This window comes from Anaeromyxobacter paludicola, from assembly GCF_023169965.1.
GTDB lineage: Bacteria > Myxococcota > Myxococcia > Myxococcales > Anaeromyxobacteraceae > Anaeromyxobacter_B > Anaeromyxobacter_B paludicola.
Genome location: NZ_AP025592.1, coordinates 3,179,639 through 3,195,619 on the forward strand (window position 1 = coordinate 3,179,639; position 15,981 = coordinate 3,195,619).

General features: G+C 75.7%; 13 protein-coding genes. 1 reads left to right on the forward strand and 12 read right to left on the reverse strand.

Translation table 11 applies throughout. The annotated features are described in order from the left end of the window. Nucleotides 1-3 precede the first annotated feature (3 nt). The 11 genes from AMPC_RS14245 to AMPC_RS14295 are packed head-to-tail and all read right to left on the reverse strand — an operon-like array spanning nt 4 to nt 11,588. Nucleotides 4-1,662, reverse strand: a complete 1,659-nt coding sequence (locus AMPC_RS14245; protein WP_248341946.1) for an ATP-binding protein — start codon at nt 1,660-1,662, stop codon at nt 4-6. A 31-nt stretch (nt 1,663-1,693) separates the two neighbouring features. Beyond that, nucleotides 1,694-2,884 carry a nickel pincer cofactor biosynthesis protein LarC gene (larC, locus tag AMPC_RS14250; RefSeq protein WP_248341947.1) on the reverse strand — a complete coding sequence of 397 codons (1,191 nt, stop codon included), beginning with the start codon at nt 2,882-2,884 and terminating at the stop codon, nt 1,694-1,696. Continuing rightward, nucleotides 2,881-3,627, reverse strand: a complete 747-nt coding sequence (larB, locus tag AMPC_RS14255) for a nickel pincer cofactor biosynthesis protein LarB (protein ID WP_248341948.1) — start codon at nt 3,625-3,627, stop codon at nt 2,881-2,883. Before larB ends, larC begins: the two co-directional genes overlap by 4 nt. Before the next feature lie 13 nt (nt 3,628-3,640). Next, nucleotides 3,641-4,240 carry a chemotaxis protein CheC gene (locus AMPC_RS14260; protein ID WP_248341949.1) on the reverse strand — a complete coding sequence of 200 codons (600 nt, stop codon included), beginning with the start codon at nt 4,238-4,240 and terminating at the stop codon, nt 3,641-3,643. Continuing rightward, nucleotides 4,237-6,255 carry a chemotaxis protein CheA gene (locus AMPC_RS14265; protein ID WP_248341950.1) on the reverse strand — a complete coding sequence of 673 codons (2,019 nt, stop codon included), beginning with the start codon at nt 6,253-6,255 and terminating at the stop codon, nt 4,237-4,239. Before AMPC_RS14265 ends, AMPC_RS14260 begins: the two co-directional genes overlap by 4 nt. Further along, entirely contained in the window at nt 6,252-6,623 is a 372-nt protein-coding gene (locus AMPC_RS14270) for a response regulator (protein ID WP_248341951.1), read from the reverse strand. Before AMPC_RS14270 ends, AMPC_RS14265 begins: the two co-directional genes overlap by 4 nt. A gap of 5 nt (nt 6,624-6,628) precedes the next feature. Continuing rightward, nucleotides 6,629-7,096, reverse strand: coding sequence for a chemotaxis protein CheW (locus AMPC_RS14275; protein ID WP_248341952.1), 468 nt, complete (start codon nt 7,094-7,096; stop codon nt 6,629-6,631). A 10-nt stretch (nt 7,097-7,106) separates the two neighbouring features. Then, nucleotides 7,107-8,498: a methyl-accepting chemotaxis protein gene (locus tag AMPC_RS14280; RefSeq protein ID WP_404800618.1), complete on the reverse strand. Its 1,392-nt coding sequence runs from the start codon at nt 8,496-8,498 to the stop codon at nt 7,107-7,109. Between the two features lie 31 nt (nt 8,499-8,529). Then, nucleotides 8,530-9,498: a thiamine-phosphate kinase gene (gene thiL, locus AMPC_RS14285; RefSeq protein ID WP_248341953.1), complete on the reverse strand. Its 969-nt coding sequence runs from the start codon at nt 9,496-9,498 to the stop codon at nt 8,530-8,532. Continuing rightward, on the reverse strand, nt 9,499-10,902 hold the full coding sequence (locus AMPC_RS14290; RefSeq protein ID WP_248341954.1) for an ATP-binding protein: 1,404 nt from the start codon (nt 10,900-10,902) through the stop codon (nt 9,499-9,501). It lies immediately after the preceding gene. After that, nucleotides 10,899-11,588, reverse strand: coding sequence for a GTP-binding protein (locus tag AMPC_RS14295; RefSeq protein ID WP_248341955.1), 690 nt, complete (start codon nt 11,586-11,588; stop codon nt 10,899-10,901). The genes AMPC_RS14290 and AMPC_RS14295 overlap by 4 nt, the downstream gene beginning before the upstream one ends. A gap of 686 nt (nt 11,589-12,274) precedes the next feature. Here AMPC_RS14295 and AMPC_RS14300 point away from each other — a divergent pair. Beyond that, nucleotides 12,275-13,969 carry a sensor histidine kinase gene (locus AMPC_RS14300; RefSeq protein WP_248341956.1) on the forward strand — a complete coding sequence of 565 codons (1,695 nt, stop codon included), beginning with the start codon at nt 12,275-12,277 and terminating at the stop codon, nt 13,967-13,969. Between the two features lie 3 nt (nt 13,970-13,972). Here AMPC_RS14300 and AMPC_RS14305 read toward each other — a convergent pair whose 3' ends face one another. Continuing rightward, nucleotides 13,973-15,862 (reverse strand): ATP-dependent DNA helicase, encoded by a 1,890-nt coding sequence (locus AMPC_RS14305; RefSeq protein WP_404800654.1) that lies wholly within the window; start codon nt 15,860-15,862, stop codon nt 13,973-13,975. Between the last annotated feature and the right edge of the window lie 119 nt (nt 15,863-15,981).

Below are 15,981 nucleotides of genomic sequence, written 5' to 3' on the forward strand. Positions count from 1 at the left end.
GCGCTACGCCGGCGGCTGCGTCGGCAGGAGCACCGTGAAGGCGCTGCCCGCGCCCGGCGCGCTCTCCACCGAGAGGGCGCCGCCGTGGCGCTGCACGATCCCCTGCACGATCGAGAGCCCGAGCCCGGCGCCGCGGCCGTCGGGCTTGGTGGTGAAGAACGGCTCGAAGATGCGGGCGCGGACCTCGGGCTCCATCCCGGCGCCGTTGTCGCGGACGCGGGCGGCCACGTGGTCGCCGGCGGCGGCGAGCTCGAGGGTCACCACGCCGTCGGCCGGCGCGAGCGCGTGGGCGGCGTTGGTGATGAGGTTCACGAACACCTGGATGAGGCCCGAGCGGACGCCCCAGACCGCCGGCACCGGCTCCAGCCGCCGCTCGAGCCGCGCGCCCACCTCGCGCAGCGCCGGCTCGCACATGGCGGCGGCCTGCTCGAGCACCACCGCGAGCTCGAGCAGCTCGCGCCGGTCGGAGGAGGGGCGCGCGTAGGAGAGGAGGTCGCGCGAGAAGCGGAGGATGCGCTGGCCGGCCTCGTGGATGCGCCGGAGCTTCTCGAGCTCGCCCGGCTCGCGCCCGGCCAGGGCGGCGCGGCCGACGAGGTTGTCGGAGTAGGCGATGATGGCGGTGAGCGGGTTGTTGAGCTCGTGGACGATGCCGGCCGCGAGCTTGCCGAACTCGGCCAGCTTCTGCGCCTGCTCGGCGCGGGCCTCGGCGGCGCGCAGGCCGGTGAGGTCGTGGCCGATGGCGATGACCCCCTCCACCTCGCCCGACGAGCCGTAGATGGGCGAGGTGTTGAAGGCCACGCGCGCCTGCCCGCCGGCGTGGACGGCGATGCGCGTCTCGAAGCTCGTGACCGGCTCGCCCTCCAGCGTGCGGCGGACCACCCGCTGCACCCGCGGCCGCTCCTCCTCGGGGACGAAGTCCACCAGCTCCTCGCCGAGCGCCTCCTCGCGGGCGTAGCCGGTGAGGCGCGACAGGGCCCGGTTGAAGACCAGCACCTCGAGGTCCCGGTTCACCACCAGGATGAGGGCGTTGGCGTTCTCGATCAGGTCCTCGAGGTAGGTCTTGAGGAAGGTGAGCTCCTCGATGGCGCGCAGGTTCCGCACCGCCAGCGCGGCGTGGTTCGCCACCTGTAGCAGGAGGGGCTCGTGGGCGCTGGCCGCCGCCGGCGCGTCGGGCCCGTACTCGAGGTTCAAGACGCCGAAGAGCGCGCCGCGCGCCGTGAGCGGCACCGCGAGGGCGCGGTCGCAGCCCTCGAAGACCGGCTCGTCGCGGTCCACCACCGCGAGCCCGCCCGCCTCCAGCGCCGCCTCGGAGAGGCCGCCGAGCCGCACCGCGTCGCGGCGCAGCGCGAGCCGCTCCCGGGCCTGCGCCTTCAGCCGGCCGCGGGCGTACAGGGTGGTGAGGGCGAGGGTCTTGGGATCGACGAGCCGGATGCAGAAGCTGCAGCCCGAGAAGAGGTGCTCGATGGCCCGCGCCGTGGCGCCGGTGAGCTCCTCCTCGTTGCGCGCCAGGGCGACGTCGCGCGAGTGGCCGAGCAGGATCTCGAGCACCGCGGCCGCCTCGGCGGCGGCGGTCGCGCCGGCCGGCGCCCGGCGCTTCCGGCGCGGGGCCGGCTTCCTGCCCGCCTCGGCGGGGACCGCCTCGCCTGTCGCCTTCTTGGCCATGCCAGCCTCTCCGGAACGGCCGGGGAGCTTATCACGCACGGCCGGAACGCCACGCCGCCAGCGCGGCCGCGAGGACCTCCTTGAGCGGCACGCCGCGCTCCCGCGCGCGCGCGAGGCAGTCGTCGTGCTCCGGCTGCGCCTGCACCACCGCGCCGTCGAGCAGCCCGAGCTTCACGCGCACAGCGCCGTACATCGTCTCCACCTCGCGCCACTCGCGCGCGAGCTCGAGCCGGGAGACCGGGCGCATGCGGACGCCGAGCGTGGTGGTCTCGCGCACGAGCGCCCGCGCGACCTCGTCCCGCGCCGCGGCCGGCGCGAGCGCCGACAGGACCAGCCCGGGCCGCCCCTTCTTCATGGTGACCGGCGCCACCCAGGCGTCGAGCGCGCCGCGCGCGAGCGCCTCGTCCACCGCTCGCGCCGCGAGCTGCCCGGTGGCGTCGTCGAGGTTGCAGGCGAGCTCCCAGACCTCGCCCGCCGGAGCGCCGGCGGCCGCGCCCGGGGCCGCGTCGGCGAGGGTCATGCGGAGCACGTTCGGCCGGTCGGGCCAGCGGGCGGTGCCCACGCCGTAGCCGACGGCGCGGGCGACGAGGGGCGGCGGCTCGCCCACCTCGCAGAGGGTGGCGAGGAGGGCGGCGCCGGTGGGCGTGACCGCCTCGCCGGGGGGGCCGCCCGGCCGGACCGGGAGGCCGCGCACGAGCTCGAGCACCGCAGGCGGCGGCACCGGGAGGAAGCCGTGGGCGGTCTTCACCATCCCCTTGCCGAGCTCGGGCGGCGACGCGATCACGCGCGGCCAGCCGAGGAGCTCCAGGACCGCGGCGGCGCCGCAGACGTCCACGATCGAGTCCACCGCGCCCACCTCGTGGAAGTGGACCTGCTCGACGGGCACCCCGTGCACCTTGGCCTCGGCCGCGCCGAGCCGCCGGAACACCGCCGCGGCCGCCTCCTTCGCCCGCGGCGAGAGCCCGCTCGCGCCGACGAGCGCCAGGATCTCGGAGAGCCCGCGCACGGAGGGCTGCGCCCCCTCGACGCGCACGTCGAGGTGCGTGCCGGCGATCCCCGAGGACTCGCGGCGCGTCACCTCGAGCCGGAAGCCGGGCAGCCCGAGGCCGGCCAGCGCCGCCTCGAGCGCGTCGCGCGGCAGGCCGAGGTCGAGCGCGGCGGCGAGGAACATGTCGCCGGCGAGGCCGCCCACCGGCTCGAGCCAGAGCAGGTCGCCCGTCATCCCTGCCTCGCGATGAGGCCGGCCACGAAGCCGGCGCCGAAGCCGTTGTCGATGTTCACCACCGTCACGTTGGGCGCGCAGGAGTTGAGCATGGTGAGGAGCGGCGCGAGCCCGCCGAGCGAGGCGCCGTAGCCCACGCTGGTGGGGAGCCCGATGACCGGCTTGCCCACGAGCCCGCCCACCACCGACGCGAGCGCCCCCTCCATCCCGGCGGCCACGATCACCGCCACGCAGCGGTCGAGGTCGCCGCGCCGCGCCAGGAGCCGGTGCAGCCCGGCCACGCCCACGTCGAAGATGCGCACCGGCTCGACGCCCATCACCTCGAGCGTCACCGCCGCCTCCTCGCAGACCGGGATGTCGCTCGTGCCGGCGCAGCAGACCGCGACCGGCCCGCGCACCGGCAGGCTCATCCGCCCCTTCGAGAGGGTGCGCGAGACCGGGTCGTAGCGGCTCCCCTTCACCGCCCGCCGCGCCGGGCCGGCCTTCTCCTCGTCGAGCCGGGTGACGAGGAGCGGCCCGCGCTGGGCGAGCTTGCGGGCGATGGCCGCCACCTGGGCGGCGGTCTTGCCCTGGGCGAAGACCACCTCCGGCATGCCGACGCGCAGCGTGCGGTGGGTGTCGAGGGTGGCGAAGCCGCCGAGCTCCTCGAAGGGCGCGCCCTTCAGGGCGGCGACCGCCTCGTCCACGCCGGCGTCGCCCTGGCGCACCCGCCCGAGGAGGTCTCGCAGTGACTTTTCGTCCATGTCGGGGAGGGATCTAGCAGCAAGCGCGCAGCTGCGCGAGCAGGGGCTCGATCGGCGCCGCCTCCGGCAGCACCAGCACCAGCCCCTCGAGCCCCAGCGCCGCGCAGCCGAAGCGGGTGGCGAGGGCCACCGGGGCGCCCTCCCCCGGCGCGAGCGCGCCCAGGCACTCCCGCGCGCCGCCGCGGGCGAGCCGCGGCACCGACAGGAGCAGCCGGCCCCGCAGCATCCGCGCGATGGCCGAGACGAAGGCGCTCCCCACGATGTTGCCCGACTCGAGCAGCGCGCTCTCCGCGCCGGCGTCGAAGGCCCCCTCGCCGGCGGGGCGCCCGAGCGCGGTGGCGAGCCGGGCCGCCGACGCCTCCGGCAGCGCCAGCACGAGCTCGCCCGCGAGGAGCCCCTCGAGCCGCACCGCCACCGTGAGGAGCCGTTCGCCCAGCGCCGAGAGGAGCTCGGCGGCCAGCTCCCCGCCCTGCCCCACCCAGGCCTCCGGCACGTCCATGTCGAGCCGCCGCGCCAGGAGCCGCCCGAGCGCGGTGAGCGCGTGGCCGGTGCCGATGGTGGCCACCTCCTGGAGCGCGTCCACCGCGCGGGGGCCGAGGTCAGGGGGGCTCATGCCGCGAGGAGCCTCGGGACGTCGAGGATGAAGACCGGCCGGCCGGTGCCGAGCACGGTCACGGCCGAGAGGCCGGCGACGAGGTCGAGCGGGCGCGAGAGCGGCTTCAGCACCGCCTCGGCCTGGCCGAGCAGCGCGTCCACCGCGAGGCCGACCCGGGCCTGCTCGCCGTCGGCCACCACCACCGACTGCACCCGCGGGGCGCCCTCGCCGGGGAACCCGAGCAGCCGGCGCAGGTCGTGGACCGGGACGAGCCGGCCGTCGTAGGGCAGCACCGGGCCGCCCTGGGCCTGGTCGAGCGCGGCCACCTCCACCTGCGCCGCGCCGTGGACCTTGGCGATGGGGATCCCGAGCACCTCGCCCGCCACCTGCACGAGGAGCACCGGCTGGACCGCCACCGTGAGCGGCAGGCGCAGGGTGACGCGGGCGCCGCGGCCGGGGGCGCTCGACACCTCGATGGCGCCGCCCACCGCCTCGACCGCGCGCGCCACCGCGTCCATGCCGACGCCGCGGCCGGAGACGTCGGTGACGACCTCGGCGGTGGAGACGCCGGGGAGGAGCGCCAGCCGCAGCGCCGCGGCGTCGTCGAGCGCGGCCGCCTCGGCGGCGGCGACGGCGCCCCGGGCCACGGCGGCGGCCCGGAGCTTCGCCGGGTCCATCCCCTTGCCGTCGTCGGCGATCTCCACGATGACCCGGTCGCGCTCGCGGCGCGCCGCCACGGTGATCCGCCCCGCCTCCGGCTTCCCGGCGAGGAGCCGCAGGTGCGGCGGCTCGAGGCCGTGGTCCACCGCGTTGCGCAGCACGTGCAGGAGCGGCTCGGCCAGCTCCTCGAGGATGGCGCGGTCGATCTCGATGCCGGCGTCCTTCACCTCCACCTCGACCGACTTGCCGGTGCGACGGGCGAGGTCGCGGGCGGCGCGCGGCAGCCGCTCGGTGGCGAGCGCGAGCGGCGCCATGCGGACCGCCATCACCCGGTCGTGCAGGTCCTTCACCGTGGCGTGGAGCCGGTCGAGCCCCTCGTCGAAGGCGGGGCGGAGCGACTCGGGGACGAGCTTGCCCACCTCGCGCAGGTGCGCGTTCGCGAGGATGAGCTCGCCGACCGAGTCGATGAAGCCGTCGAGGAGGTCGGTGCGGACGCGGACGGTGCGCCCCTCCGGCGCGGGGTCGGCGCGGGGCGCCGGGGCGGGCTCGGGCGGCGGCGGCGCGAGCTCCGCCACCCGCACGTGGGCGAGGTCGGAGATCTGCGAGAGGGCCCGCTCGACGGCCTGCGGCGGCTCCGGGGTGTCGAGCTCGACCTCGAGCCGCCGGTCGGGGATGCGGCCGGCCTTGAGGTCGGCGGCGTCGGGGGCGGCGCGGACCACCGCGCCCAGGAGCGAGAGCTTCTTGAGGACGAGGAAGCCGCGGACCGACGGGACCGGGCTCGCGGGGGCGATCTCGACGGTGACGGCGAGGCGGCGGGGGCCGGCGGCGAGCGAGGGCTTCGGCGGCGCGACGGTCGCCCCTCCCCGGCCCTCCCCACCTTCGGTGGAGAGGGTGGGCTTCGGGGGGACCTCGGGGAGGGGGAGCTTCGGTGCGGGGACGGACGGCGTGAGCGGCAGGACCGGCGGGTGCGCGGCGCGCCAGGCGCGCGCGGCCTCGAGCAGCCGGTCGGTGATCACCGGATCGGCGGGCGGGCTCTCGCCGCGGGACGCGTCCTCCACCATGCCCTGCAGGGCGTCCACGGCCGCGAGGAGCAGGTCCACCGCGGCGGGATCGGCCGGCGCGCCGCCGCGCCGGAGCGCGTCCACCAGGTCCTCGGCGTGGTGGGCCACCGCGGCGACGCCGGTGAGCTCCATCGAGGCGGCCATGCCCTTCAGGCTGTGGGCGTGGCGGAAGAGCGCGTCCACGAGCGGCGCCGCGGCCTCGCCGCCGTCCCGGCCGGCCCGCTCGAGCCGGACCAGCCCGTCGCCCAGCCGGGAGAGGTGGGCCTGGGCCTCGGAGACGAAGAGGCCGAGGTATTTCGAGAGCTCGCTCACGCGCGGCCGAGGACCTTGCGCACCACCGCGACCACCTCGTCGCCGCGGAACGGCTTCACGATGAAGTCGCTCGCGCCCGCCTCGATGGCCTCCATCACGAGCGACTCCTGGCCGAGCGCGGAGCACATCACCACCACCGCGCGCGGGTCGAGCCGCACGATCTCGCGGGTGGCCTCGATGCCGCTCTTGAACGGCATGACGATGTCCATGGTGGCGACGTCGGGGCGCAGCTCCTTCCAGCGCTCGATCGCCTCGAGCCCGTTGCCGGCCTCGCCCACCACCTCGAACCCGCCGGCCTCGGTGAAGATGTCGCGGATCATGGTCCGCATGAAGACCGCGTCGTCCACGATGAGCACCCGGGTCGCCATCGCCGTCACCTCGCCCCGAAGAGCGCCTCCGCCTGGGCGGCGAGGAGCTCCGGATCGACCAGCGACACCGCCCCGCCGGTCCCCTGCGCCACCCCGCGCAGCAGCCCGGCGCGCGCCCCCTCGGGCGCCAGCGGCTCCACGCCGAGCACCGCGCCCACGAGGAGCCCGAGCCCGCGCCGCTCGCGGTCGAGCACCAGCACCTGCCCCTGCCCGGCGGCGAACGGCTGCTCCGGGAGGCCGACCAGCTGGGCGAAGTCCACCACCGCGAGCACCCGCCCGCGCAGGTTCATGGCGCCGCGCACCGCGCCCGGCGCGCGCGGCACCCGGGCGAAGGGCGGCCGCGGGACCACCACCTCGCGCACCGCCTCGAGCGGGAGCGCGAAGCGCTCGGCGCCGGCCCGGAAGACCACCTGGCGCGGCGGCGCCGCGGCCGGGGCCCCGTCCTTCCCCGGCGCGGCGGCGGTCCCGGACACGCGGTCCCCGTCAGGCGCGCTCGCCGAGCCGGAACCGGGAGACCACGGCCTGCAGCTCGAGCGAGAGGTTGGACAGCTCCTGCGCCGCGCTCGCCATCTGGCCGACCGCGGCGGTCTGCTCGGCGATCACCTTGCCCACCTGGTCGGTGGCGGCGGCATTGGAGGTGGCGACGTCGGAGATGTGGTCCATGGCCTGGACCATGTCGGCCGAGCCCTGCAGCTGGTCGCGGGCGGCCTGGGAGATGACGGTCACCTTGTCGGCGCCGCTCGCCGCCACGCGGGCGATGTCGTCGAGGGCGCGGATGATGACGTTCACGTCCTCGCGCCCCTCGCCCAGCTCCGAGACCGACTCGCGCATGGCGCCCACCACCAGGGCGGCCCGGCCGGAGATGTCGGCGGCGACGCTCGAGATCTGCTCGGCGGACCGGCCGGCGCTCTCGGCGAGCTTGCGCACCTCGTCGGCGACCACCGCGAACCCGCGCCCGTACTCGCCGGCCCGGGCGGCCTCGATGGTGGCGTTGAGCGCGAGCAGGTTGGTCTGCTGCGCCACGCTGGTGATGACCTCGACGATCTTGGAGATCTCCTTGGTCCGCTCGCCGAAGGCGAAGACCTGCTCGCTCGCCGCCTCGATCCGGGCGAACACCTTCTTCACCTTCTCGCCGGCGAGCCGGGCCGCCTCGCCGCCGCTGGCGGCGCCGGTGGAGGTCTCGGCCGAGGCGCGGGCGGCCTCCTCGGCGCTCCGCGCGGTGCGCTCGATGGAGGCCGCGATCTCGCCGATCACCTTGGAGGTGCGCTCCACGAGGCGGGACTGCTCCTCGGCGCCGCTCGCGATCTCGGCGATGGAGCGGGCCACCTCGTCGGAGGAGCCGTTCACCTCCTCGGCGGAGACCGACAGCCCGTTGGCGCTCTCGGCCACCGACTGGGCGGTGCGCTGGATCCGCGACACCAGATCGCGCAGGTTCTCCTGCATGGTGCGGATGGCGCGGGCGAGGTCGTCGATCTCGTCGTGCAGGAGCCCGCCCTCCTCCGCCGCCACCGCGCGCGAGAGGTCGCCGCGGCTGATCTCCACCGCCGAGCCCTTGAGCCGGGTGAGGCGGGAGACGCGGGCGAGCGCGAGCGACAGCCCGAGCCCGAGCGCGAGGGTGAGGCCGAGGAGCAGCGCGCCGGCGCCGAGGCGGCCGTGGACGCGCGCCGTGACCGCCGGGACCGCGAACACCAGCACCGTCCCGAGGATGAGGTACGAGACCAGGATCTTGAGGTGGAGCGACAGCGTGAGCGGCGCCGGGCCGGGCTCGAGCTGGCGCAGGTCGGCGGGCGCGGGGCGCCCGCGCAGGGCCACGAGGTGCGGTGCGCTCTCATCCTGGCGGGCCGAGGGCCGCGCCGACAGCCGGCGTTCTCTCACGCGGCGGATCCTACGACTCCGCCCGGTTTAGTCAAAACGCGGGCTTCCGCCGGTGTGGGGCGAGGTGGTCGTGCCCGGCGCGGGCCGGCCGGTAGCGGGCGCCGGAGGGCCCCTCGAGCACCACGGCGCGCCCGCGGGTGACGACGCCCACCGGCGTGAGCGGGATCCGGAGGCGCCGCGCGGCCGCGAGCGCCCGCGCCACCCGGCCCGGCGGCACCGCCGCGCAGAGCTCGTAGTCCTCGCCGCCGGTGGCCGGGGCGAGGAAGGGGTCCGCCGCGCCGGCGAGGGCGCGCCGCGCCGCCGGCGAGAGCGGCAGGCGCGAGAGCTCCACGCGGGCGCCGGTCCCGGAGGCCCGGCAGAGGTGGCCGAGGTCCTGCGCCAGCCCGTCGGAGAGGTCGATGCAGGCGCTGGCGAGGGGCCCGAGGGCGCGGCCGAGCGCGAGGCGCGGGTCGGGCCGCCGCTGCCGCCGGGCGAGCGCCGCCGCCGCCCCGGGGGCGAGGCCGAGCGCGGCGTCGCCGAGGGTGCCGGAGACGAGGAGGACGTCGCCCGGGCGGGCGCCGTCGCGGCGGAGCACCCGGCCGGCGGGCGCGCTCCCGAGGGCGGTGACGGTGAGGGAGAGCTCGCGGGCGCGGGTGACGTTGCCGCCGGCGAGGGCGATCCCGTGCCGCCGCGCGCAGGCGGCGAGGCCGCGCCCCACCGCGGCGAGCCGGCGGGGATCGGCCCCCTCCGGCACCGCCAGCGCGCAGAGCGCCCAGAGCGGCCGGGCGCCCATGGCGGCGAGGTCGGAGAGGTTCACGGCGAGCGCCTTCCAGCCCACGTCGCCCGGCGCGAAGCGGGCGTCGAAGTGGACCCCCTCGACCACCGCGTCCACGGTGGCGAGGAGCAGCTCGCCCGGGGGCGGGCGGAGCACGGCGCAGTCGTCGCCGATCCCGAGCACCACGCCCGTGCCCCGCCTCGGCGCGGGGGCGGTGAAGCGGCGGATGAGCTCGAACTCGGTCATCTACCCGGCGAGCTTGGCCGCCGAGGCGGAGGCGGCCGCGGCGCTCGCGGCGGCCGGCTCGGCCCGGCGCGGCAGGAGCAGCGTGAAGGCGCTGCCCTGGCCGGGGGTGGAGGCCACGGTCACCTCGCCCCCGTGCGCCTCGGCGAAGCTCTTCACGATCGAGAGGCCGAGCCCCACGCCGCCGTGCTCGCGGGTGGAGGAGCCGTCCACCTGGTAGAAGGTGTCGAAGATCTTCTTCAGGTGCTCGGGGGCGATGCCGATGCCGGTGTCGCGGACCTCGAGCGCCACCCGCTCGGCCCCGTGCGGCCGGGCCGAGAGCGTCACCGCGCCGCCGGCCGGCGTGAACTTCACCGCGTTGAAGGCCAGGTTGACGAGCGCCTGGCGCACCTTCTCGCGGTCGCAGCGGACCTCGGGCAGGGCCGGGTCCACCTCGCAGGAGAGCGTGAGCCCCTTCTTGAGCGCCGCCGGGCGGACGGTGTCGCAGGCGTCGCGGAGCACCTGCGAGAGGTCCACGTCGGAGAGGAGCACCCGCACCCGGCCGGCCTCGATCTTGGTGATGTCGAGGATCGAGGTGATGAGGTGGAGCAGGTTCTCGCCCTTCTCCATGATGATGGAGACGTACTCGCGCTGCTCGCCGGTGAGCGCGCCGCCCATGCCGTCGAGCATCATCTCGGAGTAGCCGATGACGCTCGTGAGCGGCGTCCGCAGCTCGTGGCTCACGGTGGCGAGGAAGTTCGACTTGAGCCGGTCGAGCTCCTTGAGCTTCTCGTAGCTGTCCTCGAGGGCGCGGCTCTTGTCCTGCAGCTCGCGGAAGGACTCCTGCACCGCCTCGATGTGCAGCCGGGCGGTGAGCAGGTTCTTGTGCCCGCTGAAGACCAGCACGTCGAGGAGGTCGCCGAAGTGCTTCACCACCCGCTCGGCGGCCGCCTTGGGCACGCGCCGGATCTGGCGCTGGTAGCGGTCGGCGAGGGCGGGGTCGAAGCCGGGCGAGAGCCCCGCGAGGCTCCGCGGCAGCTCGACGAGGTCGTCGGGCACGAACGGGCCGAAGACGATCCGGCCGAGGGTGTCGCCCTCGTAGAGCACCGGCAGCACGGCGTAGCGGCAGCCGGAGAAGCAGTCGAAGCGCTGCGGGACCGGCTCGTCGGGCAGCGGATCGTTCTTCACCCGGCCCACGGTGGCGATGCAGCGGGCGCGCCCCTCCGGCTGCTGCCAGAGGTAGCCGCAGAAGTCGGCGTTGCCGACGGCCACGTCCACGAGCTTCTCGCCGCGCGAGTCGAACACCTTCACGCCGACGCGGTAGAGCTCGGCGAAGGAGCGGCAGACGTCGGCGAACGCCCGCAGGTCGAGCAGGTCGCCGAGCAGCACCTCCTGCTGCAGGGCCGACGGCGGCAGCGTGGCGCTCACGGGGCGGCCCTCGTGAAGCGGGTGCCGGTGAGGTCCACCTGCGCGAAGATCCGGCCCAGGAACTCGCGCTCCTCGATGCGGAAGGAGCGGGCGAGGCCGATCCGCCCGTCGAGGCTGCGGTAGAGCGCGGCGAGCAGCGTGTGCAGCGTCTCGATGACCCCCTCGCCACGGAGGGCCACCGCCGGGACCACCGGGGCCGGCGCGAGGGCGCGCAGGTCGGCGTAGTCCTCGGGCGCGGTGCGCACGTCGGGCAGGTCGCACTTGTTGGCCTGGATGACGATGGGCAGCGAGCGCGGATCGAGGCCGTTCGCCTGCAGGTTCCGGAGCATGTCCTTCCAGTAGGCGGCGGTGACCGCCTGCTCGGAGCGGCGGGCGTCGGCGATGAAGGCCACGCCGTCGGAGCCCTGCAGGACGATGCGCCGGGTGGACTCGTGCATCACCTGGCCCGGCACCGTGAAGAGCTTGATCTTCACCTTCACGCCGGCCGCGCTCTTGAAGAAGACCGGCATCATGTCGAAGAACAGGGTCCGGTCGTCCTTGGTGTCGAGCGTCATGAGCCGCCCGCGCACCTTGGGATCGATCTTCTGGAAGAGCGCCTGGAGGTTGGTCGTCTTACCGGAGAGACCCGGGCCGTAGTAGACGACCTTCAGCGAGAGCTCGCGCGATTCCGGATTGAGCTGGACCATGTGGGCAGTTTTCGAGCTTAGCATCGGGCCGTGGGTTGACCCAATTTCGCTGGGGCATCTGGCCCACTCCGCGCAGGGCCTGGGTGCTGTCGCCCGGCCGATCGCACGCTCGCTCGCTGGCGATCAGGTGGGGGCCGGTCCGCGGGTGTCGGGCGGAGTGGGGCGATCTGTCCCCCACCCCGAGGGGCCACCGCGGCCGTCGCGAGTCGGGCGCCACCCGGGATCGATATCGACGGCCGGCGGCCTTCTCCGTCGCCCGGGCCGGCGCGCGGCGCCAGGCCCCGCGGCCGAGGCCCGGTGCCGGAGCAGGTGCCGGAGGTGACCGATCCGGCTGGGAGCGCGGGCACATAAGGGTTCCCCAGGCGGTCCGGATGGTGCCTCCGAAAGGGGGACCCGGTCAGTCCGCGTCCATCCGCCCATTGCCCTACAGCGGATCTCCGGCACCGACCTCGCCGCCGGACGGGGCTTCGACAACCCCCTGATTTCGATCGAGGTTCCTCCGCTCCACCCGAACGCCCCCGCCCGGCGGCGCCTCGCCCGATGGGGTGTGGCACCGCACGTGCAGTCGGGTGCCGGCTCGGGGGATAGGGAGAGCAGGTTCCTTGATCCAGCAAGTGCCAGAAGCGACGGCCACGAGCGGTGACGACCAGCGGGCGGAGGCGGACCTCAGGGACCGCCTCCAATGGATGCTGCGTCTCCGGTGGCTCATCGTGCCGGTCTTCGTCGCGGTCGATCTCGCGAGCACCCTCCTCACCAACCAGGGCGCGCCCTGGACGGCGCTCGGCTTCGGCGCCGGCCTGCTGCTCCTGAACGCCGCCTACTCCGCCTTCCTCTCCCGCCGGATCCCGCTCGCCTGGCTGCTCCGGATGGCCCGCTTCGAGTCGGCCCTGGTGGTCTCGGTGCCGGTGCTGGTGGTGCTGCTCCACCGCGACCCGCGCAACGCGCTGCGCTACGGCGTGCTGGTGGGCGTGGTGGGCGCCGCGGCGGTGCTGCCGCGCACCATCGAGGTGGCGGTGGTCGGGATCTGGGCCATCGCCTCGCTCGTGATCGCCGACGTCGTCGCCATGGGCTTCGACCCCGCGCTGCTGTCGCACGACACGGTGGCGCGCTGGGCCATGGAGAGCGGCATCATCGCCACGGTCGGCATCATCGCCGCCTACCTCCACGGCAGCCGCGAGCTCAGCGCCGAGCGGCTGCGCATCACGAGCGAGGCCGCCGACCGCGCCCGCTCGGAGTGGGAGGCCACGGTGGACCTCCTGCACGAGGCGGTGGTGGTGAGCGACCTCGGCGGCGCGGTGATCCGCTGCAACCGGGCCTTCGCGAAGCTCCTGGGCGCGCGCCCGCACGAGCTCGCCGGCCGGCTCCTGCCGCAGATCCTCGAGGGCCACCCGCCCCGCTGGTACGAGGGGAAGACCGACGGCATCATCGAGGTGGAGGACACCGTCTTCGACTCGCTCTTCGAGATCACCACCACCCGGACCGGCGACCGGCTGGTGCGCGTGATCCGCGACGTGGGCGAGCTGCGGCGGCTCTACACCCGCCTCGTCCAGGCCGACAAGCTGGCGGCGGTGGGCGTGCTCGCGTCGAGCGTGGCGCACGAGATCAACAACCCGACCGCCTTCGTCACCTCCAACCTGGAGGAGCTCGGGCGCTACCTCGGGGCCTACGAGAGCGGCCTCGCCGAGCTGGCCGAGGCGAGCCTCGCCGCCGGGGCCGCCGAGCGCGCCAGCCTGGTGCTGCAGCGGCCGGAGATGGTCTTCGCGCGGCGCGAGGCGGCGAGCGCGGTGACGGAGAGCCTGCAGGGGATGGAGCGGATCCGGCAGGTGGTGTCCACCCTCCGCTCGGCGGCCCGGCGCGACCAGGCCGGCGAGCCGGCCTCCGCGGTGTCGCTCGGCGAGGTGGTGGACACGGTGGTGCGCACCGCCTCGCAGGACCTCCGGGCCGCGGCGGCGAAGGTCGATCTCGCCGAGGGGATCGAGGTGCTCGGGCACCGCGGCGAGCTCGTGGACGTGGTGCTCAACCTCGTGGTGAACGCCATCCAGGCGCGCGACGAGGTCCGGCCGAACCGGATCGAGGTCCTGCTCCGCCGCGAGGGGAGCCAGGCCGTGATCCAGGTCGCGGACACCGGCAAGGGGATCGCGCCGCAGCACCTGAAGCGGCTCTTCGAGCCGTTCTTCACCACCAAGCCGGCCGGCCAGGGCACCGGCCTCGGCCTCTCGCTGGCGCGGAACATCGTGCTGGCGCACGGCGGCTCCATCGACGTCGAGAGCGAGGTGGACGTGGGCACCACGTTCACGGTCCGCCTGCCGCTGCTCGAGGCCGACGCGGAGCTGGCGCAGGTCGAGACGCTGCGTCCCCGCGGGCAGCGGGCGCACCCGTAGCCGCTACCCCGCCTCCCACCAGCGCCGGGCGTCGGCGATGGTGCGCAGGAGCGGCGCCGGCGGCAGCGAGGCCAGGAAGGACCGGCCGTAGCCCTTGGTGAGCAGCCGCCGGTCGAGGATGGCGACGATGCCGCGGTCGGCGGCGCTGCGGATGAGCCGGCCGAACCCCTGCCGCAGCGAGAGCGCGGCCGCCGGCACCTGCAGCTCCGAGAAGCCGTCGCGCCCCTCCTGCGCCAGCGCCTCGAGCCGCGCCTGCACCACCGGGTCGCCCGGCGGCGCGAAGGGGAGCTTGTCGATGACCACGAGCGACAGCGCCTCCCCGGGCACGTCCACGCCCTCCCAGAAGCTCTGGGTGGCGAAGAGCACCGAGGGCTCGGCGCGGAACTGCGCCACCAGCCGGTGCTTGGGCAGCTCGCCCTGCAGGAGCAGCCGGTACGGCAGGTGCCGGCAGGCCTCGCGGAGCTGGCGCATGGCGCGCGAGCTGGTGCAGAGCACGAAGGCCCTCCCGCCGGTGATGGCGGTGAGCTCCTCGATGGCGCGCGCCGAGGCCTCGCCGAAGGCCGGGCTCGCCGGCTCCGGCAGGTCCTGCGGCACCACCAGCGCCGCCTGCCGCCGGTAGTCGAACGGCCCGGGGTAGCGCGCCTCCTCCACCTCGAACTCGGGCGCGAGCCCCACCTGCCGGCGGAAGAAGTCGAACCGCCCCTGGGCCGCCAGGGTGGCGCTCGTGAAGACCACGGTGTCCACCCGCCGGTAGAGCCGGTCCACCAGCTCCTCGGCCACGTCGATGGGGGCGGCGCGCAGGAAGGCGCCGCGGCCGCGCAGCTCGCCGAAGTAGACCCGGCTCCGCTCGTTGAGCGCGGTGACCGCCCCGAGCTCGACCCGCAGCTCGGCCGCCCGCCGGGCCAGCTGCACCAGCGCCGGCGCCTCGGCCTCGGCGAGGAGCCCCCGGAGCTCCTCGAGCGCGCCGTCGAGCCGCTGCTGCTCGCCCGCGAGCGGCTCCAGGATGGCCTCCGAGAGCGGGACGCGCAGGTCCTCCTCCGGGCGGGCGCCGGCGCGGCCGCGGGCCGGGAAGGCGCGCTGGGCGCGGCCGCCGGCGGCCCGGAGCCGCTCGGCGAGCGCGGCGAAGAACCGCTCGCCGGCGTGCAGGATGCCGGCGGTCTGCTCCTTCATCATCGCCGCGAGGTCGGGCCGGTCGCCGACGGCGCGGCCGGCGTCCCGGCAGAGCTCCTCCACGCGATAGGAGGAGACCTGCAGCCCGAAGTACTCGGTGGCGGTCTCCTCGAGCGCGTGCGCCTCGTCGAAGACCACCGCGTCGTAGGCCGGGAGCACCTCCACGCCGGCGCGCGAGGTCCGCATGGCGAGATCGGCGAAGAAGAGGTGGTGGTTCACGAGCACCACGTCGGCCTGGCCGGCGAGGGCGCGGGCGCGGGTGACGAAGCAGTCCTCATAGCGGTCGCAGTCGCGGCCGAGGCAGGTCTCGCCGGTGGCGGAGAGCTCGCGCCAGGCGCCGTACTGGTCGGGGAGGTCGAGCTCGCTCCGATCGCCGGTCTCGGTGCGCCGCGCCCAGGCGGCGATGATGGGCCAGTGGGCCGCCTCCTCGCGCGCGGGGAAGGTGGGCGCGCGGGCGAACTTCTCGTAGCGGGCGAGGCAGAGGTAGTTGGCCCGGCCCTTCAGGTAGGCGGCGGAGAGCTCGAGCCCGCAGTGGCGCTGCAGGAGCGGCAGGTCCTTGAACCAGATCTGCTCCTGGAGCGTCTTGGTCGCCGTGGAGACCACCACCTTGCGGCCCGAGAGCACCGCCGGGACGAGGTAGGCGAGGGTCTTGCCGGTCCCGGTGCCGGCCTCGGCGATGAGGTAGCGCCGCCGGGAGAGCGCGTCGGCCACGGCGTGGGCCATGGCGAGCTGGTCGGCGCGCTCCTCGTAGCCCGGGAGGGCGCGGGCGAGCGCGCCGCCCTGGCCGAGGAGGGCGGTGACGGGGTCCTGGGCGGCGGGGTCGAGCGGGGACGGCACGCCGA

Coding starts and splice junctions, on each gene's coding strand:
- AMPC_RS14300 (WP_248341956.1), top strand. CDS start 12,275: ATGCTGCGTCTCCGGTGGCTCATCGTGCCGGTCTTCGTCGCGGTCGAT.
- AMPC_RS14260 (WP_248341949.1), bottom strand. CDS start 4,240: ATGAGCCCCCCTGACCTCGGCCCCCGCGCGGTGGACGCGCTCCAGGAG.
- larB (WP_248341948.1), bottom strand. CDS start 3,627: ATGGACGAAAAGTCACTGCGAGACCTCCTCGGGCGGGTGCGCCAGGGC.
- AMPC_RS14305 (WP_404800654.1), bottom strand. CDS start 15,862: ATGGCCCACGCCGTGGCCGACGCGCTCTCCCGGCGGCGCTACCTCATC.
- AMPC_RS14270 (WP_248341951.1), bottom strand. CDS start 6,623: ATGGCGACCCGGGTGCTCATCGTGGACGACGCGGTCTTCATGCGGACC.
- AMPC_RS14295 (WP_248341955.1), bottom strand. CDS start 11,588: ATGGTCCAGCTCAATCCGGAATCGCGCGAGCTCTCGCTGAAGGTCGTC.
- larC (WP_248341947.1), bottom strand. CDS start 2,884: ATGACGGGCGACCTGCTCTGGCTCGAGCCGGTGGGCGGCCTCGCCGGC.
- AMPC_RS14245 (WP_248341946.1), bottom strand. CDS start 1,662: ATGGCCAAGAAGGCGACAGGCGAGGCGGTCCCCGCCGAGGCGGGCAGG.
- thiL (WP_248341953.1), bottom strand. CDS start 9,498: ATGACCGAGTTCGAGCTCATCCGCCGCTTCACCGCCCCCGCGCCGAGG.